23 protein-coding genes and 1 tRNA gene are annotated in these 23,461 nt (G+C 72.0%); 10 read left to right on the top strand and 14 right to left on the bottom strand.

Features of this window, described 5'->3' with window-relative positions; genetic code table 11:
• Positions 1-1,149: a site-2 protease family protein gene (locus tag KCQ71_RS00555; RefSeq protein ID WP_223401671.1), complete on the bottom strand. Its 1,149-nt coding sequence runs from the start codon at positions 1,147-1,149 to the stop codon at positions 1-3.
• The gene (locus KCQ71_RS00550) at positions 1,127-1,825 is read right to left on the bottom strand and encodes an HAD family hydrolase (protein WP_223401670.1); all 699 of its coding nucleotides are present in this window, start codon (positions 1,823-1,825) and stop codon (positions 1,127-1,129) included. Before KCQ71_RS00550 ends, KCQ71_RS00555 begins: the two co-directional genes overlap by 23 nt.
• A 162-nt stretch (positions 1,826-1,987) precedes the next feature.
• Between KCQ71_RS00550 and KCQ71_RS00545 the strand changes: the two genes are divergently transcribed.
• On the top strand, positions 1,988-2,815 hold the full coding sequence (locus KCQ71_RS00545) for a PAC2 family protein (protein ID WP_223401902.1): 828 nt from the start codon (positions 1,988-1,990) through the stop codon (positions 2,813-2,815).
• 10 nt (positions 2,816-2,825) lie between these two features.
• Here the strand turns inward: KCQ71_RS00545 and mshC are convergent, their stop codons facing one another.
• Both mshC and KCQ71_RS00535 read right to left on the bottom strand, forming a co-directional pair.
• On the bottom strand, positions 2,826-4,049 hold the full coding sequence (gene mshC / locus KCQ71_RS00540; RefSeq protein ID WP_223401669.1) for a cysteine--1-D-myo-inosityl 2-amino-2-deoxy-alpha-D-glucopyranoside ligase: 1,224 nt from the start codon (positions 4,047-4,049) through the stop codon (positions 2,826-2,828).
• A 9-nt stretch (positions 4,050-4,058) separates the two neighbouring features.
• Positions 4,059-4,913, bottom strand: coding sequence for an undecaprenyl-diphosphate phosphatase (locus tag KCQ71_RS00535; protein WP_223401667.1), 855 nt, complete (start codon positions 4,911-4,913; stop codon positions 4,059-4,061).
• A gap of 40 nt (positions 4,914-4,953) precedes the next feature.
• Here KCQ71_RS00535 and KCQ71_RS00530 point away from each other — a divergent pair, with 40 nt between their 5' ends.
• Positions 4,954-5,907: an aldo/keto reductase gene (locus KCQ71_RS00530; RefSeq protein WP_223401665.1), complete on the top strand. Its 954-nt coding sequence runs from the start codon at positions 4,954-4,956 to the stop codon at positions 5,905-5,907.
• A 46-nt stretch (positions 5,908-5,953) separates the two neighbouring features.
• Here KCQ71_RS00530 and KCQ71_RS00525 read toward each other — a convergent pair whose 3' ends face one another.
• Complete coding sequence (locus KCQ71_RS00525) at positions 5,954-6,244, bottom strand: DNA primase (protein ID WP_223401663.1); 291 nt, start codon at positions 6,242-6,244, stop codon at positions 5,954-5,956.
• A 71-nt stretch (positions 6,245-6,315) separates the two neighbouring features.
• Here KCQ71_RS00525 and KCQ71_RS00520 point away from each other — a divergent pair, with 71 nt between their 5' ends.
• The gene (locus tag KCQ71_RS00520; RefSeq protein WP_223401661.1) at positions 6,316-6,540 is read left to right on the top strand and encodes a DUF5703 family protein; all 225 of its coding nucleotides are present in this window, start codon (positions 6,316-6,318) and stop codon (positions 6,538-6,540) included.
• Positions 6,541-6,566: 26 nt separating this feature from the next.
• On the opposite strand, the gene KCQ71_RS00515 is transcribed toward KCQ71_RS00520, so the two are convergent.
• Both KCQ71_RS00515 and KCQ71_RS00510 read right to left on the bottom strand, forming a co-directional pair.
• Positions 6,567-7,892 carry a M20/M25/M40 family metallo-hydrolase gene (locus KCQ71_RS00515; protein ID WP_223401659.1) on the bottom strand — a complete coding sequence of 442 codons (1,326 nt, stop codon included), beginning with the start codon at positions 7,890-7,892 and terminating at the stop codon, positions 6,567-6,569.
• Complete coding sequence (locus KCQ71_RS00510; protein WP_223401657.1) at positions 7,889-9,967, bottom strand: M3 family metallopeptidase; 2,079 nt, start codon at positions 9,965-9,967, stop codon at positions 7,889-7,891. The genes KCQ71_RS00515 and KCQ71_RS00510 overlap by 4 nt, the downstream gene beginning before the upstream one ends.
• 503 nt (positions 9,968-10,470) lie before the next feature.
• On the opposite strand from KCQ71_RS00510, the gene KCQ71_RS27165 reads away from it, so the two are divergent.
• Positions 10,471-13,251 (top strand): S8 family serine peptidase, encoded by a 2,781-nt coding sequence (locus KCQ71_RS27165; RefSeq protein WP_283248555.1) that lies wholly within the window; start codon positions 10,471-10,473, stop codon positions 13,249-13,251.
• A gap of 145 nt (positions 13,252-13,396) precedes the next feature.
• A tRNA-Leu gene (locus KCQ71_RS00495) sits at positions 13,397-13,482 on the top strand.
• 87 nt (positions 13,483-13,569) lie between these two features.
• Here the strand turns inward: KCQ71_RS00495 and KCQ71_RS00490 are convergent.
• A complete protein-coding gene (locus KCQ71_RS00490; protein WP_223401655.1) occupies positions 13,570-13,941 on the bottom strand; it encodes a nuclear transport factor 2-like protein in 372 nt (123 codons plus the stop codon).
• 79 nt (positions 13,942-14,020) lie between these two features.
• Between KCQ71_RS00490 and KCQ71_RS00485 the strand changes: the two genes are divergently transcribed.
• On the top strand, positions 14,021-14,818 hold the full coding sequence (locus tag KCQ71_RS00485) for a MerR family transcriptional regulator (RefSeq protein WP_223401653.1): 798 nt from the start codon (positions 14,021-14,023) through the stop codon (positions 14,816-14,818).
• A gap of 84 nt (positions 14,819-14,902) precedes the next feature.
• Here the strand turns inward: KCQ71_RS00485 and KCQ71_RS00480 are convergent, their stop codons facing one another.
• From KCQ71_RS00480 to KCQ71_RS00470, 3 genes are all read right to left on the bottom strand, one after another.
• Entirely contained in the window at positions 14,903-15,184 is a 282-nt protein-coding gene (locus KCQ71_RS00480; RefSeq protein ID WP_223401651.1) for a hypothetical protein, read from the bottom strand.
• Positions 15,185-15,316: 132 nt separating this feature from the next.
• Positions 15,317-15,817: a hypothetical protein gene (locus tag KCQ71_RS00475; RefSeq protein ID WP_223401649.1), complete on the bottom strand. Its 501-nt coding sequence runs from the start codon at positions 15,815-15,817 to the stop codon at positions 15,317-15,319.
• 125 nt (positions 15,818-15,942) lie between these two features.
• Positions 15,943-16,833, bottom strand: a complete 891-nt coding sequence (locus tag KCQ71_RS00470) for a D-hexose-6-phosphate mutarotase (protein ID WP_223401647.1) — start codon at positions 16,831-16,833, stop codon at positions 15,943-15,945.
• A 111-nt stretch (positions 16,834-16,944) separates the two neighbouring features.
• On the opposite strand from KCQ71_RS00470, the gene KCQ71_RS00465 reads away from it, so the two are divergent.
• Together KCQ71_RS00465 and KCQ71_RS00460 are read left to right on the top strand one after the other, a co-directional pair.
• Entirely contained in the window at positions 16,945-18,117 is a 1,173-nt protein-coding gene (locus KCQ71_RS00465) for an AAA family ATPase (protein ID WP_223401645.1), read from the top strand.
• Positions 18,118-18,165: 48 nt separating this feature from the next.
• The gene (locus tag KCQ71_RS00460) at positions 18,166-18,639 is read left to right on the top strand and encodes a tRNA (cytidine(34)-2'-O)-methyltransferase (protein WP_223401643.1); all 474 of its coding nucleotides are present in this window, start codon (positions 18,166-18,168) and stop codon (positions 18,637-18,639) included.
• A 61-nt stretch (positions 18,640-18,700) separates the two neighbouring features.
• On the opposite strand, the gene KCQ71_RS00455 is transcribed toward KCQ71_RS00460, so the two are convergent.
• Both KCQ71_RS00455 and KCQ71_RS00450 read right to left on the bottom strand, forming a co-directional pair.
• Positions 18,701-19,933, bottom strand: a complete 1,233-nt coding sequence (locus tag KCQ71_RS00455) for an MFS transporter (protein WP_223401641.1) — start codon at positions 19,931-19,933, stop codon at positions 18,701-18,703.
• Between the two features lie 16 nt (positions 19,934-19,949).
• Positions 19,950-20,711: a pentapeptide repeat-containing protein gene (locus KCQ71_RS00450; RefSeq protein WP_223401639.1), complete on the bottom strand. Its 762-nt coding sequence runs from the start codon at positions 20,709-20,711 to the stop codon at positions 19,950-19,952.
• Between the two features lie 117 nt (positions 20,712-20,828).
• Here KCQ71_RS00450 and KCQ71_RS00445 point away from each other — a divergent pair, with 117 nt between their 5' ends.
• Both KCQ71_RS00445 and KCQ71_RS00440 read left to right on the top strand, forming a co-directional pair.
• Entirely contained in the window at positions 20,829-21,539 is a 711-nt protein-coding gene (locus tag KCQ71_RS00445) for an HAD hydrolase-like protein (RefSeq protein ID WP_223401898.1), read from the top strand.
• A gap of 23 nt (positions 21,540-21,562) precedes the next feature.
• A complete protein-coding gene (locus KCQ71_RS00440) occupies positions 21,563-22,498 on the top strand; it encodes an aminoglycoside phosphotransferase family protein (protein WP_223401637.1) in 936 nt (311 codons plus the stop codon).
• Positions 22,499-22,527: 29 nt separating this feature from the next.
• On the opposite strand, the gene KCQ71_RS00435 is transcribed toward KCQ71_RS00440, so the two are convergent.
• Positions 22,528-23,346 (bottom strand): hypothetical protein, encoded by an 819-nt coding sequence (locus KCQ71_RS00435; protein WP_223401635.1) that lies wholly within the window; start codon positions 23,344-23,346, stop codon positions 22,528-22,530.
• Positions 23,347-23,461 lie beyond the last annotated feature (115 nt).

The following is a 23,461-nucleotide window of genomic DNA, read 5'->3' as shown; positions in this document are numbered from 1 at the left end:
CTATCCGCCCTGTCCGCGGCGGGGCGCGAGCGCGTGCGCGACGTCGGCCACGGCAACCAGCCCGAGGACCTGCGGTGTCCCGCCGTCGAGCCCGACCACCACGACCGTGGCGGCGCCCGCCTTCGCGGCCCGGGCCACCTGGGCGACCGCGACCGGTCCGGTGTGCTGGGTGATCAGGGCGCCCGGGCCAAGGGCGGTGGCGACGGCGGTGGCCGGCACCGCGTCGCGGCCCTCGGCGGGCACGGTCGCCAAGGCGCTCGCGTCGACGAGTCCGACCGGGATCCCCCGGGGGTCCACCAGGACGACGGAGACGGACGGCGCCCCGGCCAGCGACCGGTCCACGTCGGCGACGCTCGCGCCGGCGGGCAGCACATGCGCCCCGACGGCGAGCCTGCGCAGGTCCATGCCCTGGGCGCTGCGCTGGGCGCGGGCGTACCGGACCGAGGCGTGCGCCCCGTTCCACAGCATCCCGGCCAGCAGCAGGGACCAGATCGCAGCGAACAGGTCGGGCCGCCCGCCCTGCAGCAGCGGACCGCCGAGAACCACGACGGGCAGGGCGATCGCGACCACCTGCCCGCACCGGCCGGCGGCCATCGTGCCGCTCAGCCGGTCCCCGCGAACCTTCCAGATCAGGGCCTCGAGGAGCTTGCCGCCATCCATGGGAAGCGCGGGCAGCAGGTTGAAGACGGCGACGAAACCATTGGAGTAGGTGGCCGCTGCGAACGCGACCGAGGCGACGCCGTCGGTGAGGTACGCCCCGCCGGCGGTCAGGAGCGCGAGCGCGACGTTCGCGAGCGGACCGGCCACCGAGATCGCGGCGGACGGGCCGGGCGTGCGGATCGCGTCCGTGAAGGACGTGTGGCCACCCCAGAGGGTGATCACGTACTCACCGACACCGACCCCGAACCGGCGGGCCATCAGGCCGTGGCTGATCTCGTGCGCCAGGACCGAGACCAGGAGCAGCACCGGCAGCACCAGGGCCCACAGGTACGCCTCGAACCCGAGGTTGAGCAGCGAGTCCAGCCACGGCGCGAAGGTGACGACGAGGACGACGGCGATGAGCGCCCAGCCGGGGGTGATGATGACCGGCGCCCCACCGATCCGGCCGATCCGCCAGCCGCGGCTCTCAGTTCTGGCCGGCGTGGTCATGCACCTCTCCGGCGACGATGCGCCGCAGCACGTCCAGATCCACGTCGGACAGGCTGTCCACCCTGCTTCGGCCCGGCGCGGGGTCGATCCGCTGCACGGCGGGCACGGCCAGCACGCGGGCCCCGGACGCCTCCGCGGACGCGAGCCCGGGGATCGAGTCCTCGATCGCGACACAGGCGCCGATGTCCACGCCCAGTTCGCGGGCGGCCCGCAGGTACGGCTCGGGGTGGGGCTTGCCGTTGGTGACCTGGTCACCGGTGACGACGGCGGCGAAGGTGTCCGCCGGGAGCGCCGCGACGACGACGTCCGCGAGCGCGCGCCAGGACATCGTCACCAGTGCGCAGGGGACGTCGGCCGCCCGCAGCTGGGCGAGCAGGTCGCGGGCTCCCGGAAGCCACGGGACGCCCTCCTCGCTGACCCGGCGAACCACCCGGGAGAGGAGCTCGTCGACGATCTCGGCGTCCGTGCCCCGGATCCCGGCGCGCTCGCGCAGCAGCGCGGCGCTGGTCTCCAGCGAGTTCCCGACGAGTTCGACGGCGAGGGAGGAGTCCCAGGTGCCGCCGTGCTCGGTCGCGAGGTCGATCTCGGCCCCGATCCAGTACGGCTCGGTGTCGACGATGGTGCCGTCCATGTCCCACAGGACAGCGGAGAGCACGGTGGTGGAGGCTGGGGGCACGGTCAGCAAGTCTACCCAGCGCGGACCCCGCCGGCCGACGGATCCGCGGGCCGCGGCGGGGCGCCGCACCTCCCGTAGGGTAGGACGGTGAGTAGTTCCCCCCGCCATCGCGAACCGGACGAGCAGGCGCAGGCCGAGGAGACCAGCGAGGTCCCGCCGGCCATGCTGGTCGCTGCCTTCGAGGGCTGGAACGACGCCGGCAGCTCGGCCACGTCCGCCCTTGCACAGATCGCCGAGGTCTGGGGCGCCCACACCCACCGCACCCTGGACCCGGACGAGTTCCACGACTTCCAGGTGAACCGGCCCATGGTCGGTCCGGACGGATCCGGCGGACGCGCGCTGACCTGGCCGTCCACGACGATCTCGGTGACCGTGGGTCCACAGACCGGGCGCCGGATCGTGCTGGTCCAGGGCGTGGAGCCGTCGACCCGGTGGCGCACCTACTGCAACCAGATCCTCGACGCCGCGGAGGAGCTCGGGGTGCGCACCGTCGTGTGCCTGGGCGCGCTGCTCGCGGACGTGCCGCACACCCGGCCGATCCCGGTGCAGACGTCCTCCGAGGACCCGACCGTGCAGGCGCTGCTCGGGGTCGAGGGCAGCGACTACGAGGGGCCGACGGGCATCGTCGGGGTGCTCTCGCACATGGCCTACGAGCGGGGCATCCACACCCTGAACGTCTGGGCCGCGGTGCCGCACTATGTGGCGCAGCCACCGTCGCCGAAGGCCACCCTGGCGATCCTGATGGCGCTCGAGGAGTTCCTCGGTGAGGCCGCACCCGTCGGCGAGCTCGTCGAGGACGCGAAGGCCTGGCAGCTCGGGGTGGACGAGCTCGCCGAGGACGATCCTGAGGTGGCCGAGTACGTGCGCCAGCTCGAGGAGGCCAAGGACACGGCCGAGCTGCCCGAGGCCAGCGGCGAGGCGATCGCGCGCGAGTTCGAGCGGTACCTGCGCCGTCGGGACACCGGCGGTGGCCCGGTCGCCGGGTCGTAGATCCGCGCGGTTAGGCCCGCAGGTCCACGCCGAGGAGCGCGTCGACGGCGTCGATCACGACGGTGTCCGCGGACGAGCCGGTCCGTGCCCAGGCGTCCACCACCGCGAGCGCGGCCACGGTGTCGAGGTCGTCGCTGAGCGCTGCCCGTAGGGCGTGCAGCACCGGCTCGGGGTCGGGGCCCGCGGCCTCGGCCGGACGGGTCGCGGCCGCACGCCACGCCTCGTGCCGGGTCGCTCCGGCCGCAAGGTCGGCGTCGGTGAACTCCCAGTCCTCGCGGTAGTGGTGCGCGAGCAGGGTGAGCCGGATCGCGCCGGGAGCCACGCCGTCGGCCGTGAGGGCGGACACGAACACCAGGTTGCCGCGCGACTTGCTCATCTTGTGGCCTTCGTAGCCGACCAGGCCCGAGTGCACGAACGCCCGGATCGGCTCGCTGCCGTCACCGAGCAGGCGCAGATGGCTCGTGCTCATCTCGTGGTGCGGGAAGATCAGGTCCGTTCCGCCGCCCTGCACGGTCACCGGCAGGCCGAGGTGGGTGGCGGCGATGGCCGCGCACTCGATATGCCAGCCGGGCCGCCCGTCGCCGAGGCTGCGGCCGTCCCAATGGGGCTCACCCTCGCGGCGGCCACGCCAGAGCAGCGGGTCGAGCGGGTGCCGCTTGCCGGGGCGCTCCGGGTCACCACCGCGCTCGGCGAACAGCTCGTCCATCTGCGCCGCGTCCAGGTGGGAGACACCCCCGAACCGTGGGTCGCGGCTCAGGTCGGCGTACACGTCGGAGTCCACCAGGTAGGCGGCACCGGCCTCGACGAGCCGCTCGACGGCGTCGACGACCAGGTCGATGGACTCCACCACGCCGACGTAGTGGTCCGGCGGGATCACCCGCAGGGCCAGCATGTCCCCGCGGAAGAGTTCCACCTGGTCCGCGGCCAGGTCCTGCCAGTCGACGCCGGTCTCGGTGGCCCGCTCGAGCAGCGGGTCGTCCACGTCGGTGATGTTCTGCGCGTACCGCACGTCCACGCCGGCGTCGCGCCACACGCGCCCGATCAGGTCGAAGGTGACGTACGTGAACGCGTGGCCCAGGTGGGTCGAGTCATACGGCGTGATGCCGCAGACGTACAACCTGCCCACACCGTCGGCCGCGGGTTCTCCCCGGGTACCGGTCGCGGTGTCGGAGAGGCTCAGGCCCGGGCCGCGACCGGGGAGTTCAGGGACGTGGGGGGCGGGCCATGACTGCACCCGCCCACCCTAGCCGGTGGGCGGCAGCGGCTGGAGCACGCCGACCACGAGGAGCACCACGACCAGGGCCGCCAGCCCGAGGCGGTAGTACACGAACGGCTTGTAGGAGTACGTCGAGACGATCTTCAGGAACGCGATGATGACCACGTAACCGACGACGAACGCGATCAGGGTGGCCAGCGCCGTCGGGCCGAACCCGGCCGCTCCCCCGGTGCCGCCGCTCTTGACGAGCTGGTACAGCCCGGACCCGAGCACGGCCGGCACCGCGAGCAGGAACGAGTACCGCGCGGCGGCCTCACGGGTGTAACCCATCAGCAGCCCGGCGGTGATGGTGCCGCCGGAGCGCGACACGCCGGGGACGAGCGCGAGCGCCTGAGCGAACCCGAACAGCCACGCGTGCTTCATCGTGAGGCTCTCCAGCGGGCGGCTCTTCGCGCCCCGCACGTCCGCCCAGCCGAGGATCAGTGCGAACAGCGCCAGCACGAGCGCGGTCAGGTAGAGATTGCGCAGCGCGTGTTCGATGGCGTCCTGGAACAGCAGGCCCAGCACCACGATCGGGATCGACCCGAGGATGATGTACCACCCCATCCGGGCGTCCGGGTCCGAGGTGGGCACCCGGTTCTTCCACGGCCCGACCGGCAGGGCCTGGAACCATCTACTGACGATCCGGGCGAAGTCACGCCGGAAGTAGAGGATGACGGCCGCCTCGGTACCGATCTGCGTGATCGCGCTGAACGCCGCGCCGGGATCGCTGCCACCGGGCAGCAACTCACCGACGATGCGCAGGTGCGCCGAAGACGAGATCGGTAGGAATTCCGTCAGTCCTTGGACCAGACCCAGGATCACTGCTTCCCACCATGTCACGGGCCAAGGGTAGACGCCCCGGCAGGTAGCCTCGTCTCCCATGGAGTCACGGCGTGTGGGCGGCAGCGGGCTGACGGTCTCGGCGGTCGGCCTGGGCACGATGACCTGGGGCCGCGACACCGACGAGCACGAGGCCGCCGAGCAGTTGCGCGCGTTCCTGGACGCGGGCGGCACCCTGCTGGACACGGCGGCCACCTATGCCGACGGCGCGGCCGAGGAGCTGATCGGGTCCCTGTTCGCGGACGCGGTCGACCGTGACGAGGTGGTGCTGTGCTCCAAGGCCGGCGTCCGTGACGGCCGGGTGGACGCCTCCCGGCGCAGCCTCCTGGACACGCTGGACGCGAGCCTGGCCCGCCTCGGCACCGATCACCTGGACCTCTGGCTGGTGGGCGCGCCGGACCCGGCCACCCCGGTCCGGGAGACGATCTCCGCGCTGCGGGAGGCGGTCCGGTCCGGGCGCACCCGTTACGTGGGGCTGTCCAACTTCCCGGCGTGGCAGCTCACCCGGATGGCCACCCTGCTGGAGGCGGACGACACGTTCTGCACGGCGGCCCAGATGGAGTACTCGCTGCTCGAGCGCGGCATCGAGCGGGAGGTCCTGCCGGCCGCCAGGGACCTCGGCGTCGGCGTCCTGGCCTGGTCCCCGCTCGGGCGGGGAGTGCTCAGCGGGAAGTACCGGCGGTCGGTCCCGGCGGACTCGCGAGCGGCGTCGCCGCACCTGCGTGGGTTCGTGGACCCGTACCTGACGCTCGAGGCCCGGGGTGTGGTCGAGGCGGTCGCCACCGCGGCCGACGGGCTGGGTCGCTCCCCCGTCGAGGTCGCGCTGGCCTGGGCCCGGGACGCCGACGGCGTCGCGAGCGCCGTCGTGGGCGCCCGCACCCCCGCGCAGCTGCGGGGCACGCTAGCGGCCGTGGACCTCGAGCTGCCCGATCAGATCCGGGCCGTGCTGGACGAGGTCACCGCGCCCTCGTTCGGCTACCCCGAACGACGGTGACGGCGCCCGCGCACGTCAGGCTCCGCCGTCGGGTCGTTCCGGCGACCTACTCGTCGTCGTCGCCGTCCGCCTGGTCCTCGTCCTCGTCCTCGTCGTCGAAGTCGTCGTCGTCGTCGAAGTCCTCGTCGTCGTCCTCGCCGTCGTAGACCACGAACGGGGTGTCCACGCCGTGGGCGTCGTAGAGGGCCTCGTCGTAGGTCTCGAACGCGTCGGCGAGGGTGTTGGTGGCCGCGATCACGGCCGGCGCGTCGTCATCGGCGGCGGATACGACGGCATCGAGGTGCGCCTCGAAGGCAGCGATGAGACGGTCAAGTGCTGCGCGAGGTTCGGTAGCCATGTGCTGACCGTAGCGGTGAACGGCGGGGTTTGACACCGCAAAAATGTGAACTCCTCGCCTACGCTGTGCGGATGGAGTCCGCAGCACCCAGACCGTCCCGACCTGCCCATGCCTCCCAGTACGAGTTCCGGGTGCTCACCCTGCCCCGCAGCACCAGCCGCCATGACGTGCGCCGGTTGCTGACCGAGGAGGCGGAGTACGGGCGCTGGGAGCTCGCGCGGCTGCGCCTGTACGTCGGCGGCCACCGCAAGGTGTGGCTGCGGCGCCGGATCATCAAGGTGGCCAGTACACTCTAGGCCGCTGTAGGCCCGGCGCCGCCGCGTCAGCAGGTGCGCAGGAACCGGCTCAGCACCCGGACCCCGAACTGCACGGAGGAGACCGGCACCCGCTCGTCCACGCCGTGGAACATGCCCGCGAAGTCGAGCTCCGGGGGCAGCAGCAGCGGCGCGAAGCCGTAGCCGGTGATGCCCAGCCGGGCGAGGGACTTGTTGTCCGTCCCGCCGCTGAGCATGTACGGCAGCACCACCGCGCCCGGGTCCTCGGTGTCCAGCGCCGCCACCATCGCGTCCACCAGGTCACCGGTGAAGGGCACCTCGAGGGCGATGTTGCGCTGCACGTCCTCGAACCGGATGCCGGGCCCGGCCAGTTCCGTCAGGGTCGCCATGGTGGCCTCCTCCTGGCCCGGCAGGAATCGGACATCGATGACCGCCTCGGCGCTGCCGGGGATCACGTTGGCCTTGTACCCGGCCCCGAGCTGGGTCGGGTTGGCGTTCGTGGCCAGGGTCGCGCCGACGAACTTGCTCGCCGGGCCGAGCGCGGCCACGAGTGCGTCGACCGAGCCGGGGTCCTGCGGATCGAACGACGTCCCGGTCAACTCCGCGACGCCGTCGAGCAGGGCGTGCACCGTCGGGGACAGGCTCCGCCCGAACGAGTGCGCCCCGATCCGGGCCACGGCGCCGGCCAGCCGGGTGACGGCGTTGTCGGTGTTCACCTGGGAGCCGTGCCCGGCCGTACCGTCGGCGATGAGCTTGAGCCAGGCCAGGCCCTTCTCGGCGGTCTGGAGCAGGTAGGCACGGCGCCCGTTCACCTCGACGCTGTACCCACCGACCTCGCTGATCGCCTCGGTGGCACCCTCGAACAGCTCGGGCCGATGGTCGACGGCGTACCTCGCCCCGTAGGTGCCGCCGGCCTCCTCGTCGGCGAAGAACGCGACGATCAGGTCCCGGGGTGGCTGCCAGCCGGAGCGCCGCATGTCCCTCAGGACGGCCAGGATCATGGCGTCCATGTCCTTCATGTCCACGGCGCCGCGGCCCCAGATCATGCCGTCCATCTCCTCACCGCCGAACGGGTCCATCTTCCAGTCGGAGGCTTGGGCGGGGACGACGTCCGTGTGCCCGTGCACCACGAGCGCCGGGCGGGTCGGGTCCGTGCCCGGGATCCGCAGGACCACATTGCCGCGGCGCTCGGCGGACTCGAAGTACTCCGGCTCGTAACCGACCTCGGTGAGCAGGCCCATGACGTACTCGGCCGCCTCCCGCTCCCCCGGGCCGGTTCCGTCGCCGTAGTTGGAGGAGTCGATCCGGATCAGGGCACGGCAGATGGCGACCGCGTCGAGCTCGGCGGCGCTGACCTGCGGGGTGTCGGTCATGCGCCCAGTCCCCGACGCTTGAGCAGCGGCTCGATCACGGCGTCGCGGCCGCGTAGGTCACGGTAGGACTGCAGCGGGTCCTGGGCGTGCCCGCGGGAGAGCAGCTTCGCGCGGAAGTAGTCTCCGGCGGCGCGGTTCAGGCCGCCGTCGCCGTTCTCGGCGGCCTCATCCCTGAACCAGTCGACGGTGTCCGCGTCGAGCACCTCGCTCCAGATGTAGGAGTAGTACCCGGCGTCGTAGCCGCCACCGAAGGTGTGGTTGAAGTACGTGGACCGGTACCGCGGCGGTACCAGCGGGTAGGCCACGCCGGCCCGCTCCAGGGCTGCCGCCTCGAACGCCTCCACCTCGGCGACGTCGTCGGGGACCTCCTCGGGGGCGATCTGGTGCCACGCCTGGTCGAGCAGCGCGGCGGCCAGGTACTCGGTGGTCGCGAAGCCCTCCCCGTAGGCCTGCGAGGCCCGCAGCTGGTCGAGGGTCGCGGCGTCGAGCGGCTCGCCGGTGCTGTGGTGCCGGGCGAAGCTGGCGAGCACCTCGGGGTGCCAGGCCCACATCTCGTTGACCTGGGAGGGGTACTCGACGAAGTCGCGGGGCACGGAGGTGCCGGACAGCGACGGGTAACGCACCTGGGAGAACAACCCGTGCAGGGCGTGCCCGAACTCGTGGAACGCGGTGATGACCTCGTCCCAGGTGAGCAGCGTGGGTTCGCCGGCGGCGGGCCGGGTGATGTTCAGGTTGTTCACGACGACGGGCGGCAGGCCGAGCAGGTCGGACTGGTCGACGAGGTTGTGCATCCAGGCGCCACCACGCTTGCCCTCGCGGGCGTAGTAGTCGGCCACGAACAGGCCGAGGGCGGTGCCGTCAGCCTCCTTCACCTCGAACACCCGGACGCCATCCGCGTACCCGCTGAGGTCCTGGCGCTCGGTGAACTCGAGCCCGTAGATCGCCCTCGCGGCGAAGAACACCCCGTCGGCGATGACCCGCTCGAGCTCGAGGTAGGGGCGCAGCTCGCCCTCGTCGAACGCGAACGTCTGCTGGCGGACCCGGTCGGCGTACAGCGACCAGTCCCACGGCGCCAGCTCTGCGCCCGGCTCGTCGGCCGCGAGCGCCGTCTGCAGGTCGGCGGCCTCGGCGCGGGCGTTGCGCACGGCTGGCCCGGCGAGCCGGCCGAGCATCTCGTTCACGGCCTCGGTGGTGGCTGCCGTGCCGTCCTCGGCGACGTAGGCGGCGTGGTGGGCGTAGCCGAGCAGCCGGGCCCGCTCGGCGCGCTTGCGGGCCAGGTCGAGGATCAGCCGGCGGGTGTCGGAGTCGGGGTCGGAGCCGGTGCCGCGGCCGGTGGAGGCCTCGAACACCCGACGGCGCAGCTCGCGGTTCGGGCTCTGCGACACCACGGCCTGGGGGGTGGGTAGCTGCAGGGTGATCAGGTAGCCCTCGATGTCGCGGTCCGTGGCCGCCTGGGCCAGGGCGGAGACGGCGTCCGGGGCCAGACCGGCCAGCTCGGCAGGGTCGCTGACCGTGACCGCGGCGGCCTCCATCGCCTTGACGACGCGCTGCGAGAACTCCGTCTCGAGGGAGGTGAGCTCGCCGTTGAGCGCACGCAGCCGGTCCTGCTGGGCGGTGTCGAGCCGGATCCCGGCGCGGACGAAGTTCTTCAGGTGGGTCCGCAGCGCCCACTGCGTCTGCGCCCCGGCCTCGGCCGCCGCGTCGGTCAGCGCCTCCAGCCGGGCGAAGATGCGCCCGTCGAGGTAGAGCGCGTCCCGGTGCTCGGAGAGCTTCGGCGCATAGTCCGCCTCGATCTCGCGGATCTCGTCCGTGCCCGCCGAACTGACCAACGTGTAGAACACGGTCAGCGCCCGGTCGAGCAGCCGGCCGGACACCTCGAGCGCCTCCAGCGTGTTCTGGAGCGTGGGCGCGGAAGGATCGGTGGCGATCGCGTCCCACTCGGCCCGCTGCTCGGCGAGGCCGGCGTCGAAGGCGGGCCGGAAGTGCTCGGTGCGGATCGCCGCGAAATCCGGGAGTCCGTAGGGAAGGGTGGACGCGGCGGCGAAGGGGTTGTCGCCGAGGGTCGATGAGGTCATACGCCCATTCTTACCGGAACGCCCGATCGCCGGTCTCCGGCCCGGTCCGCGCGCCGTCGGTGGACACGCTCGAACCCGTCGATGGACCGCTCGTTGAATCCCGGACTTTCTAGTACAGTTGGTCCTCAGCCGGGACGAGTCCCCGTCCCCCTCGGAGACGTTGAAGCCCGGCACGTCGCGACGGGCCGAACGGCCCCCCTCTGAACGGCCGTCGCGCGGGCGGCCCCGAGGCGTACTGCGCCTCGGGGCCGTTCCTATTCTCCCGCGGGCGCCGTGCCAACGGGCCGACCGCTCGTGGGACGCGACCGTTCGGTGTGAGCCTGTTCACAATTCCCCCTCATTCCCAGTATGTTCGTCGGATGCTCCTGGTCCGGGAGCCTTGCGACATCACGATGAGGAGATCCTTCATGCGTCGACCCAGTAGGTCCGGGGTGAGCCCGAAGAGACGTCGGGTCATAGCCCTGGGCGGAGTGGCGGGCATCATCGCCGCCACCGCTGTCCCCATGACAAGTGCGACCGCCAGTCCCGACGATGGCAGCTACCTCGGCTCGGCGTCCGACTACGGAGTGACCGCTCCCACCGACGCCGGCGACCTCACCTCCCCGACCGGGGCCTGGTTCGTCCAGCTCGAGGCCGCGCCGACCGCACGGGGAGGCACCGTCGCCGCCACCGCGAGCGACCAGCAGGAGTTCCTCGACGAGGCGGCCGGCCTGGGCGTCGACGTCGACGTCCGAAACTCCTACAACACGCTGTGGAACGGCCTCTCGGTCACCGTGTCGGACGATGACGCCGCCACGCTCGCCGAGCAGGCGGACAGCGTGGTCGCCGTGTTCCCCGTCCTGCTGTACGAGATCCCTGAGGACCAGAGCTCACCCGTCCCGGACCTGGCCTCTGCGCTGTCGCAGTCCGGTGCCGACATCGCCCAGAGCGAGCTCGGCTACACCGGCGAGGGCCTGCGCGTCGGTGTCATGGACACCGGCATCGACATCGACCACCCGGACTTCGGCGGCTCGGGCGTGCCCGGTGAGACGTCGTTCCCGACCGAGCGGATCGCCTACGGCTACGACCTCGTCGGTGACTCCTACAACGCCGATCCCTCCGACCCGGCCTACCAGCCGGTACCGGAGCCCGACGCCGTCCCCGACGACTGCCAGGGTCACGGCACGCACGTGGCCGGCATCGTCGGCGCCGACGGTGACCTCGCAGGAGACGGCGTGCGGGGTGTGGCCCCGGACGCCACGCTCGGCGCCTACCGAGTCTTCGGCTGCGAGGGCTCCACGACGGCCGACATCATGATCGAGGCCATGGAGCTGGCGCTCGCCGACGGCATGGACGTGCTGAACATGTCCATCGGTTCGGCCCTGGCCACCTGGCCTGAGTACCCGACGGCGGTCGCGTCGGACAACCTCGTCGACGCGGGCGTCGTCGTGGTCGCCTCGATCGGCAACGAGGGCGACCTCGGTACCTGGGCCGCCGGCGCTCCCGGCGTCGGTGACAAGGTGATCGGTGTCGCCTCCTACGACAACACGCAGATCACGGCCAGTGCCGTCGCCGTGGGTGACCACCTGGCCGCCTACACCCCGGCCACCGCGGCCCCGGCGCCGCCGACCTCCGGCTCCCTGCCGCTGGTCGCACTCGGCGAGCCCGGCACGGACGAGGCCCGTGCGTGCACGCCGATCGAGGCGGATCTGACCGGCTCCGCCGTGCTCATCGAGCGGGGTCTCGGGCCGAACACGCCCGAATGCGACGCCAGCTTCTACAACAAGGCACTGAGCGCACAGAACGCCGGCGCGGCCGCCGCCATCATCTACAACAACGTGCCCGGCCTGCTCAACGCCACCGTCGAGGGCGCCGAGGAGATCACCATCCCGGTGATCTTCATCGGGGCCGCGGACGGTCAGGCCTACACCGCGGCGGCCCTCGCCGGCCCGGTGGACCTGACCTGGACGGACCAGACGACCACGGCACCGAACCCGACGGGCGGGCTGATCTCAACCTTCAGCTCGTACGGGATGACGGCGGACCTGCAGATCAAGCCCGATCTGGGCGCCCCCGGCGGGTCGATCTGGTCGACGGTTCCGCTCGAGCAGGGTGGGTACGCCAGCAACTCGGGCACCTCGATGTCGTCCCCGCACGTGGCCGGCGCCGTCGCCCTGTACCTGCAGGCCCACCCCGACGCGACGCCGTCGACGATCCGGGACGTCCTGCAGAACAACGCGGACCCGGCCCCGTGGTCCCTCAACCCGACCGTCGGGGCGTTGGAGCCGGTGCACCGTCAGGGCGCCGGCATGCTGGACATCGACGACGCGATCCTCGCCGAGACCGTCGTCACGCCCGGCAAGCTGTCCCTCGGTGAGAGCGAGGCCGGTGCGGTCACGCGGACCATCACGGTGACCAACACCGGTGCCGAGGACGTCACGTACGCGCTGACGTTCGAGGACGCCGTCTCGACCGCGGACGCTCCCTACAACCCGGGCTTCTACTGGGCCGAATCGACCGTGGACCTGCCCGAGTCGGTGACCGTCCCGGCCGGCGGCAGCGTGGACGTGGACGTCTCCATCACGCCGAGCGCCGACCTTGATCTGGCCCAGTACGGCGGCTACATCAGCCTGACCGCTACCGACGCCGAGCCGATCCGGGTGCCCTACGCCGGCTTCGCCGGTGACTACCAGGCCCTGCCGCTGATGCTGAACGAGGGCTCGGTCTTCCCGACCCTGGCCACGCTCAGCGAGTGCGGCGTGTTCGAGGGCGTGGACTGCGCCGCCGGTGGCGTCTGGGAGCTGGCCGAGGCCGGCCAGGTCTACTCGATGGCGGACGGCGACGTGCCGACCGCCCTCGTCCACCTGGAGCACCCGGCGCGGTCCCTGCAGGTGGACATCTACCACGCGAACGCAGACGGCACGCGTGGCGACCCGGCCGGGGTGAACCCGACCTACCAGGTGCACGACTACCTGGGCCGCGACGCCAACCCGAACGCGTTCGGAGCCTTCACGTGGGACGGAACGCTGACAGGCCACGGCCCCGGTCGCAGCGGCGGGGGCGTGCAGACCCTGCCGGACGGTGACTACATCATGGAGATCACCGTGCTCGCCGCCCTCGGTGACGAGGCGAACGCCGACCACGTGGAGAACTTCACGACGCCGTCGTTCACGGTCGACCGTGACGGTGACGGGAACCCGCCGCCGGTGGACCCGCCGGGTCCGCCGTCGATCGGGGACCTGCTGAAGCTGCTCGCTCAGCTCCTGGCCGCACTGCTGAAGTGCATCCTGTTCGGGATCTGCTGATCAGCTGAACCTGGGTTGAACCAGGGCTGAAGCGATGGGGTCCGGCCACTCGGCCGGGCCCCATCGCCCGGTTCGGAACAGCGGCGCACGCGTGATATCTTTACGGGCGTTGCGAGGCCCTCACCAGGGCCGCGAACACACCTGAGTCCGGGTGGCGGAATTGGCAGACGCGCTAGCTTGAGGTGCTAGTGCCCTTTATCGGGCGTGGGGGTTCAAGTCCCCCCTCGGACACTCGTTGAGACAGCGACACGAAGGCCCCTGACCTTGCGCCGAGCGCAAGGTCAGGGGCCTTCGTTGTGCTCCCGGGTCGGGAGACGGTCACGGCGTGGGAGGCGTGGCGGGAGCGATGACCAGTCGGGTGATGAGGTCGTCGACCACCGTGAAGCCGTAGTTCAACTCGGCGATGCCGCCAGGAAAATCGCCCTCAATACGGTTGGTAGCCACCCAGCGCGCGTCGTCGAGCCGCTCGGCGCCGATGAGCTCGGTCGTATAGGTGAACTCGGCCCCGGCGTTTCGCAGGAAGCCGAGGATCTCGTCGGTCCCACGGAAGGTCTGGCCCTCGTCGACGACGACGGCGGTCGGGGCGAAGGAGCGCAGGGCGGTCCCGGCCTCGTGGGCCGCGTGTGCGGCAAGATATCCGCCGACCACGGCGGGGAGCTGGGCGGGCTGGATGCTGGTCGGGGTAGTCATGCCCCGACGATGCGGTCTCTCCCGACGGGAGGGTCAACCACGGGAACTCTCCCCCGGCGGGAGGGTGCACAATTCAGGCATGCTGGCGATCGGTGAGTTCTCGCGCCTGACGCACCTGAGCGTGCGCACGCTGCGCCGCTATCACGAAGCCGGCCTGCTCGAACCCGAGACGGTGGACCGTTCGAGCGGCTATCGCTATTACGGCGCAGACCAGATCCCGACCGCTCAGGTCATCCACCGGCTGCGCGAACTGGACGTCCCACTGCCGGACGTCCAACGCATCCTGCGCTCACCGGACCCCGGCGCGCGCGCCGCCCTCGTCGCCGACCACCTGCAACGGCTCGAGTCCGAGCTGGACCGGACGCGCGCAGCAGTGGCCTCGCTGCGCCGGCTGCTGCAACCGGAGGCGACGCCCCTCGACGTCGAGTTGCGCGCCGTCCCGGCGACCACGGTGGCCGCGGTCGAGGACGACGTCGAGCACGAAGACGTGCGGGCCTGGTACGCCGGCGCCATGGCCGAACTGGACGCCGTCGTCGGCGAGCAGACCGGCGCGCCGGGAGGGTTGTATGACAACTCGCTGTTCGAGAACGGGCACGGGCACGTGCTCGTCTACCGGCCGGCGTCGGAACCCCCGCGCCGCGGCCGGGTGCACCCGGTGATCCTCCCGGCCGTCGAACTGGCCACCACCACCCATGTCGGCGCGCACGACGACATCGATGTCACCTACGGCGATCTCGGCGCCTGGGTGGTGGCCAACGCGCTTGCAGTGGCCGGGCCGGTTCGGGAGCACTATCTGGTCGGGCCCCGCGACCTCCCCGACCAGGCAGCCTGGCGCACGGAGATCGGCTGGCCCGTGTTCCGGCTGGCCAAGCGCTGAGCAGGCGGGATTGCGGCAGGACGGCTCGTCGTCAGGGCTCGTGGGGCCCACCACCATGTCCCGGACCGACCCGGCGCGCGTCAGTCAGTGCTCGTGCGGGAGTTCCGGCTCCGATCCGGTGCCGTGTACGGGCGTCACGGACGTGTCCACGTGGGTGTCGCCCTGTTCCGAGCCGGGCGCCTCGGGTCGAGGGTCGTCGGCGGGCGGCTCTTCGTCCCCGTTCCGCCTCGGATCCTCGCGGTGCGTCTCCTCCATGGCCATGACCTCCTGGTTGCTGGTCTCGTCTTGCGGCGGGCCCGTTCCGGCCAGGGTACGACGGGCCCGGCACCGTGGCGCGTCGGAGCCGGTCAGCGTGCGCCGGGCCACCCTCACCTCGTCGCCGCCGAGCACGTTGAACCAGACGCCGCAGCGACGATCGCAGTCGCCGGAGCCAGGACCACCCGCCAGGTCCGGGCGTGGCGCTTCCGGCGCTCCGGGTCGCGGAACGGGGTGACCAACTCAGCCGAGCTTCTCGAACAGGCCGACCTGCCCGCGGTCCCCGGGATCGACCTTCGCCGCGAACCGGCCTCCGACGGCGTAATGGCCGGCCATCGGAGCAGGCACCACCTGCTGGGCTGTGGCGGCGTATCGGTCACCGCCGCTCTCGACCTCCAGGCCGAGTTCGAACTCACGTTGCCCGCCGAGGACGCGGCCCGTCGGCACGAGGGACGTGATCGTCGCCTGCGCGGCCACGCCGTGCTCCCACAGCTCGCGCAGCCGCTGACCACGGGAGACGAGCTCATCCTGCTGACGGCGCTGCTCGTCGAGAGGTGCCATCAGGAAGGCCGCGGTCTCGGGGTCGCTGAGCGCGGCGGCGTCCTGGACCGAGTAGTGACCCTGTGCGCCCTGGATGAGGGAGAGCTGGGCCAGTCGCAGCTGCTCCGGGTCCGCGTTGCGGAGCTCGTCGGCCGACGTCTGCGCGTGCTCGATCCGCTTCCGGAAGATCTTGTTCCAGTCCATCTGTGCGTCTCCTCGTCGGCCCGTGGCGCCACCCGGATGAGGGCGCCGAACGTGATCCGAGGATTGCGTGTGGCTGGGACCCTACCGAACCCAGGTTCCGGGCAGCGGCGACGCTCGAGCGAGGGTCAGTCGAGCGTGATCGTGGTGGTCATCGTGTGGGCCTGCCCGGGCGAGAGGGTGATCGCGTCGGAGCGGACGTTCCCGGTCTCGACGCACACCATCCACGGCCACTCGTCGTCGCCGAAGTCAGGCATCGCCTCCGCCTTGTCCGACCAGGGGTTCCACACCACGGTGCTCGCCGCCCCGGTCTTCGCGATCCGTACCGTGTGCAGGGTGTCCTGGATGTAGGTCGGTGCCGATGTTCCCTCGAACACCCGGTCGGTCTCCGCCACGATGTGCATCGGTCCGCCGAGGACGCCGGTCGCGGTGGCGGCTCCGGGGGCGCGGTCGGTGTAGGTCTCGCCCTCGAGTCCGCGGATCGCGATGCCGGCGACGTCGTTGACGGTGAAGTAGCTGTGCAGGGCCTCCTCGAACGTGAAGGCCTCGGTGCCGGTGTTACGGATCTGCAGGCTCAGCCGGAGCTTCTCCCCGAACAGCACCCGGTACGTCGCCTCGAACGGGTGGGGCCACTGGGCGGTGGTGGTCGGGGACTCGGTCAGGTGCAGGACGACGAGCACACCCTCGTCGGTGCCGCGGACCTCCTCGATCTCCCACGGGAGCCGGCCCGCGAAGCCGTGCAGCGGATTACTGGTCCCGTCGGGACCGTTGCCGAACCAGGGGAAGCAGATCGGGACGCCGCCACGGATGAGCGCCCCACCGCCGTCGTGCGGCACGGCACTGAGCCAGAGGGCGGAACCGCGGCCGACCGGGACCCAGTCGACCACGTGCGCGCCGTGCAGGTAGATCGAGCCCGTCGCCGGTCCGCACTCCACCCGGATCATGGGCAGGCCGGCCTCTCCGGTGGTCAAGGTGACCCCCGGGGCAAGTTCGGACCGTTCCGAGAGCTCCTGCGCCATGGCGCGACGGTAGTGCCGCGGCACCGCACTGACTACAAGGTTGCCACCACTTGCCGCCACCGCTCGGCCGACGGCGGCATCATGTCGGAGGTGGCCCCTACTGTTCGGTCCATGCTCACCACGCTCGCCGTCCAGGGGTACCGCTCGCTGCGTGACGTCGTGGTGCCGTTGGGGCGGCTGACGCTGATCACCGGCGCCAACGGCTCGGGCAAGTCCAGCCTTTACCGGTCACTGCGCCTGCTCACGGATGCCGCCCGCGGGGGCGCCGTCGCAGCGCTGGCCCGCGAGGGCGGGTTGCCGTCCACGCTCTGGGCGGGGCCGGAGACCATCTCGGGGTCGATGCGGCGGGGCGAGGTTCCGGTCCAGGGCACCCGGCGCACGGGACCGGTGCGCCTGCAGCTCGGCTTCGCCGGGGATGGCTTCGGCTATGCCATGGACCTCGGGCTCCCCCGCCCGGATGTGGGCTCGGGTGCATTCTCGCTGGATCCGGAGATCAAGGTGGAGACGGTGTGGTCCGGACCGGTGGCCCGGCAGGCGGCGGTGTTGGCGCACCGCCGCGGGCCGGTGGTGCGGGTCCGGGACGGGCGCTCCTGGACCGAGCTCACCCGGTCCCTCGCCGACTACGACTCCATGCTCGGGCACGTCGCGGACCCCCACCGCGCCCCGGAGCTGCTGGAACTGCGCGAGCAGTTGCGCGGCTGGCGCTTCTACGACCACCTGCGCACGGACGCGGCCGCCCCGGCCCGGCTCGCGCCGGTCGGCACCCGCACGCCGGTCCTCGCCCACGACGGCGCGGACCTCGCGGCAGCGCTGGCGACGATCCAGGAGATCGGCAGGTCCGAGGTGCTCGCCCGCACGGTCGACGCCGCGTTCCCCGGTTCGCGGATCGAGGTGTCGGTGGACTCGGGCCGGTTCTCGCTCGCGCTGCGTCAGGACGGCATGCTCCGACCGATGCGCGCCGACGAACTCTCCGACGGAACCCTGCGTTACCTGATGCTCGCGGCGGCGCTGCTCACACCCCGGCCGCCGGAACTCCTCGTCCTGAACGAGCCGGAGACGAGCCTGCACCCGGAGCTGATCGCGCCGCTCGCCGGCCTCATCCACGCGGCGAGCGAGGAGATGCAGGTGGTGGTGGTGACGCACTCCGGGCCGCTTCAGGCCTCGCTCGCGGACCTGGCCGGCGAGGACCTGGAGCGGGTCGAACTCGTCAAGGAGCTGGGCGAGACGACGATCGCCGGGCAGGGCATGCTCAGCCGACCGTCGTGGACCTGGCCGAGCCGCTGAGTCCTGCCCGCGGCCGGTCGGACCGGCCCGCGGTGGGACGATGGTCGCGTGTTCCACATCATGTTCTTCGAGCCGCGCATCCCAGGTAACTCCGGGAACGCCATCCGGCTCACGGCCGCCACCGGCACCACGCTGCACCTGGTCGAGCCGTTGGGCTTCGATCTCTCGGACGCGAACCTGCGCCGGGCCGGCCTGGACTACCACGACCTCGCCCGGGTCGAGGTGCATCCCGGTCTCGACGCCGCGCTGACTCGCGTCCAGGCCGTCGGCACCGGGCGGGTGTACGCCTTCACGGGCCACGCGACCCGCTCGTTCACGGACGTGGCCTACGCACCGGGCGACACGCTGCTGTTCGGCCCGGAGCCGACCGGGCTGCCCGAGCAGGTGCTGGCGGACGAGCGGGTCACCGACCGTGTGCGGATCCCGATGCTGCCTGGGATCCGCTCGCTGAACCTGTCCAACGCCGCCGCGCTGGCGATCTACGAGGCCTGGCGCCAGCACGGCTACGCGGGCGGCTCCTGAGCCGTGCGGCCATTCGCAGACGTGCGGGCCACGCCCTGCCTCGCCACGGCGCTCCGCGCGCTCACCCAGGCACCGTGACATCTTCGGGATCGGGCAGGGAGTACAGGAACCGGAACCCGATCAGTGAGGTCAGCGCGGCCAGCCCACCGCCGACCAGGAGGGGTGTGACCAGGTCGATCCGTGCGAGCAGGCCGCCGATCACCGATCCCAGTGGGACCACGCCCCACAGCAGGGTGCGCCAGGTCCCGTGCACCCGGCCGAGCAGCCGGCTCGGGATGATGCTCTGCCGCAGCGACATGACCAGGACGTTCCACGCCGTCACCGCGCCCGAGGACACCGCCAGTCCGACTGCGCCGCCGACCACCGTCGGCCACACGCCGATCGCGACCAGGGCGAGCGCTGAGGCGAGGCTGGCGACCGCCATCACCGGCCCGGCGCCGAAGCGCTCCTTCGCCGGCGAGGCGACCCAGGCCCCGACGATCCCACCGAGCGCCATCGACAGCATGAACACCCCGAACAGCGCCTCGGGGACGCCGAGGCGGTCCAGCACGTAGAGCACCAGCGTCGCCGTCGCCGCGGAGTGGCCCAACGCGACCACCGTGCTGAGGAACCACAGCGGCCGCAACATCGGGTTCCCGAGGATGAACCGCAGGCCCTGCCGTACCTCGTCACGCCACGGCACCCGCTCGCGGGTGGCGCCGTCGGCCCGGTGCGCCCCGGCGGCGGCCAACGGCAGCCAGAGCGCGAGCAACCCGGCGACGGCGTAGCCGAGCACACCGATCCCGAGCGGGATCAGCACCGAGACGGCGAACAACGCGGACGTGAACGGAGCGGCCGCGAAGTTCTGCACCACGATCTCACCCGCCTCGACCCGCGAGTTCGCCCGCGGCAGGTTGTGTCGCTCGACGAGGCTCGGCACCACCGCGCGGATCGCGCCGTCGTACAGGGTCTCGAAGGCGCCGTAGACGAAGATCACGGCGTACAGCCACCAGATGGTGAGGGCGCCGGTGGCCGTGAGGACCAACAGGGCGACTGCCAGCACCGTCCGCACGGCGTTCGCCATGGCGAGCGCCCGCCGCCGGTCGATCCGGTCCAGGACGATCCCGGCCGGGATCGCGAAGAACAGCCAGGGCAGCAGCGCCACGGCGGCGATCCCTGAGATCAGCAGCGGGTCGTCGGTGAGACGGACCGCGAGCAGCGGCGCTGCCACCCGGGCGATACCGTCCGCGAGACTGGACCCCAGGTTCGCGACGAAGACGTTCCGGAACCCGGACCCGAGCGAGGAGTCCGCCATGACAGCCCTCCCCCGCCTACCAGTGCGCCGGGCGGCTGAGCCCGTCCGGTATCCCGGTGCGCGTGTCACCGGTCGCGGCGGCGATCTGCGGCTGGGTCAGGAACAGGACGTCGGCGAGGTCGGTACCGCGCACGTCCGCGCCCCGCAGGTCCGCACCGATCACGTCAGCCCGGTGCAGCCGGGCACCGCGCAGGTCGGCGCCGATCAGGGCGGCACCCCGCAGGTTCGCCCCGCGCAGGTCGGCGCCGCGCAGGTCCGCACCGATGAGGTCCGCGCCCCGACGCTCGGGGCGCGGTCCGCGTACCCGTGCACGGGTGTGAGCGCTGGCCCGGAGCGCGGCATCGGCCATCTCGGCCCAGATGGCGTCGACGTCGAGGGCAGCCAGGTCCGCAGCGCTACCCGTGGTCGCGTCCTCGATCCGGGTCCGGAGCCTGCCGATCTCGCCGGCGAGCTCCGCGGGCAGGTCGAGCGCGCGGGCGCAGGCCAGGTACCAGAGCGCCTCGTGCAGCCGCCGCATCACCCCGAACGCCGCGAACATGGCTGCGCTGGTGTCCGGGCCGTCCCGCCAGGTGCGCCCTGCGAACGTGGTCCTGGTGATGTGCTGCCCGGCCCCGAAGCAGTCGTAGGTGGTGCACCCGGCCATTCCCGTGGCCCGCAGGTTCGTGTGGATCGCGCACCGGTGGTCGGCCAGCAGGTTCCGGCAGGGCTCGCCGGCGGCCTTGTCGAACGCGAAGTCGGCGGACCTCGCGAATGCCAGGGCAACGCAGCACAGGCCCACGCAGCGGGCGCAGTCGGCACGCAGGTCGAGGCCCGCGGACGTGGCGCCGGCGGTCGGGTTCGTGCGGTTCGTCGGTTCGATCCCGCCACCCTACCTATTAGGCTGACGCGCGTGAGGATGCCCGAAACTGCGACCGCGGTCCTGCTCGATCTCGACGGAACCGTGACGGACTCGGCACCCGGCGTGATCGACTCGTTCGTCACCGCGGTGCGCGGCCTCGGCCTCGAGGAGCCTCCGCAGTCCGCCCTGCGCGCCGTGGTCGGCCCACCCCTGGCCTGGACCCTCGAGCACATCGGTGGCGTGGACCCCGCAGACGTCGAGCGCGGCCAGGACCTCTACCGGGCTCACTACGGCGGCGGTTCGATGTTCAACTCCGCCGTGTTCGACGGGATGCGTGAGTTGCTCGTCGCGCTGCGCGACGCCGGCGTCCCGGTGAGCCTGGCCACCTCCAAGTCGGAGGAGTTCGCCCGTGAGATCCTTGCCCACTTCGAGCTGACCGAGTACTTCACCGCCATCTGCGGGGCCGACGACCGCGGCCGCAACTCGGACAAGGCGTACGTGATGGGCAAGGCCCTGGCGCAGTTGCGCGCGGCGGGGGCGGACCTGTCCGGTGCGGTGATGGTCGGTGACCGCGTGCACGACCTCGAGGGGGCCCGAGCGCACGGCCTGCCGTGCGTACTCGTCGCCTGGGGCTACGGCACCGACTCCGAGCTCGCCGACGCCGACGCGGTCGCCACCGACGCCGGGCAGCTGGCCACCCAGCTCGGACTGCCCGCGGGTCCGAAGGGCGGGCCGGTCGCCGCCCACGGCGCGGCGGTCGGGCACTGAACGGCCCCGTCCTGCCCACGTCGTTGACGACCGGGGCAGCATCGACACCGGCCGGCGCGGCCTGGGTGGCTCGGCTACCCGGCCTGATCGACCGCGCGACCCGCCGCTGGGGGCTGACGCTCGGCACGCCGTTCTCGGTCGGCACCGCGGCGTGGACGACGCCCGGCGTCATGGCGGACGGGACACCGGTCGTCCTCAAGCTCACCTTCCCCCATGACGAGGCCAAGTACGAGGCCACCGCCCTGGCGCTCTGGCAGGGTCACGCCGCCGTGGAACTGCTCGACCATGACACCCAGGACTGGGCACTGCTGCTGCGCCGGGCCCACCCCGGCACGCTGCTGCTGGCGGACACCTCACCGCCACACGTGCGGCTGGGGATCGCGGTGGAGATCCTGCGGAACCTGCACCGCGCCGTCGCCAGCGGGACCGAGATGCCGCCGCTGACCACCGTCAGCGCGAAGTGGTCCCGCATCGCGACCCAGCGGGCGAACCGGTGGGCCCACCTGTACGAGGCGTACCGGGAGGAGGTCACCTTCGGCCTCGGCCTGCTCGCGGCGTTCGGGCGGCCGGGGGCGAAGCCCGGACCGCTCGTGGTCCTGCACGGCGACCTGAACCCGGGCAACATCCTGCTCGACGCACCCGGTTCGGTGCCGCCGCAGTGGCTCGCGATCGACCCGAAGCCGATGATCGGCGATCCCGGGTACGACCTGTGGCCGGTGCTCTCCCAGATCGACAACCCGTTCCTGTACCCGGATCCGTTGGCCGTGCTGCGCCCGCGGGTGGACCTCGCCGCGCGTGCGCTCGGGATCCCGTTCCGACGGATCTGCGAGTGGGCGTGCGCCCGCTCGGTGGAGTCGGTGCTGTGGCAGCTCGAGACCTGGCCCGATCCGGCGCGCCAGGCGCTCGCGCTGAAGGACCTGACCCAGGTGCGGTGCTGGGCGGTGCTCGCCCGCAGCTGAGGTACCGCGGCCGCGGGTACCCGCCGGCCTCAGTGCGCCTCGAAGAACGCGCCATCCCCCGTCCACGCGTCCGCCACGAGCCAGACCGCGCCCGGCTCGTCCTGCGCACCCTCGGGAATGGCGAACGTGACGTTGCCGGTGACGGTGGCGCCGTCGAACACGTCGGCGGTCAGGTAGAGCGGATCCGGCCCCATCAGATAGCCGTCCGCGGTGTACAGGCTCGCCTCGTCATAGGAGTTCCCCTGCGCCGTGACGAACGAGACCCACAGGTCCAGACCGGCATTCGCACGATCGGGCCCGTGGTAGGTCGCGGTGACCGGCACCACGACGTAGGCCTGGCCGTCGGGGGCGGGATCGTTGAGCGGATCCACGTCGCGCACGAGGTCATCGGCGTCGTACTCCGGTGTGCCGAGCGTGACGTCCCACTCGTACCCCTCGTCCAGGATCGTCACGCTTGTCCCGAGCGCGGCCGGCTGCTCACGCGAGGTGGTGTTGCCCGACTCCCAGGCGACGGCCAGCGGTCCGCCGAACGGCGCGGTGAGCGCTCCCGCCGCGAAGCCGACCACCAGCGCGAGCACCCCGACCAGGCTCGGCACCAGCCAGACCAGGACCCGGCTGCGGGCCGGGGGTGCCGGCGGCCACGTAGCCGCGGGACCGCCCGACGGCGCGGGGCCGGTCTGCGCGTACGGCCAGCCGGCCTGGGGCACGGTCGGGTAGCCGGACTGGTTCCCGGTCGGGTAGCCGGCCGGGTAACTGGCCCGGTTCCCGGCCGGGTAGCTGCCGGTCACCGTCGGGCGGTGCGGCGGATAGGGCGGTGCGAATGACCGGTCTGGCGGCTGGGAGGCCATGGGCGTGTTCTTTCGTGGAGGCCACTCGTGGCGCCGGTACGTTCGCCCGGTGGGCCGAATGTAGGGCACGCCGGGACGTCGCGGGCAAGATTCGTGGCACGGGTCTGCTTCCGCG

Source organism: Occultella gossypii (genome assembly GCF_019947135.1).
In the GTDB taxonomy this organism is placed as follows: domain Bacteria; phylum Actinomycetota; class Actinomycetes; order Actinomycetales; family Beutenbergiaceae; genus Occultella; species Occultella gossypii.
The sequence above is the reverse complement of the archived record's forward strand: the minus strand, read 5'-3'. Positions and strand labels throughout refer to the sequence as shown.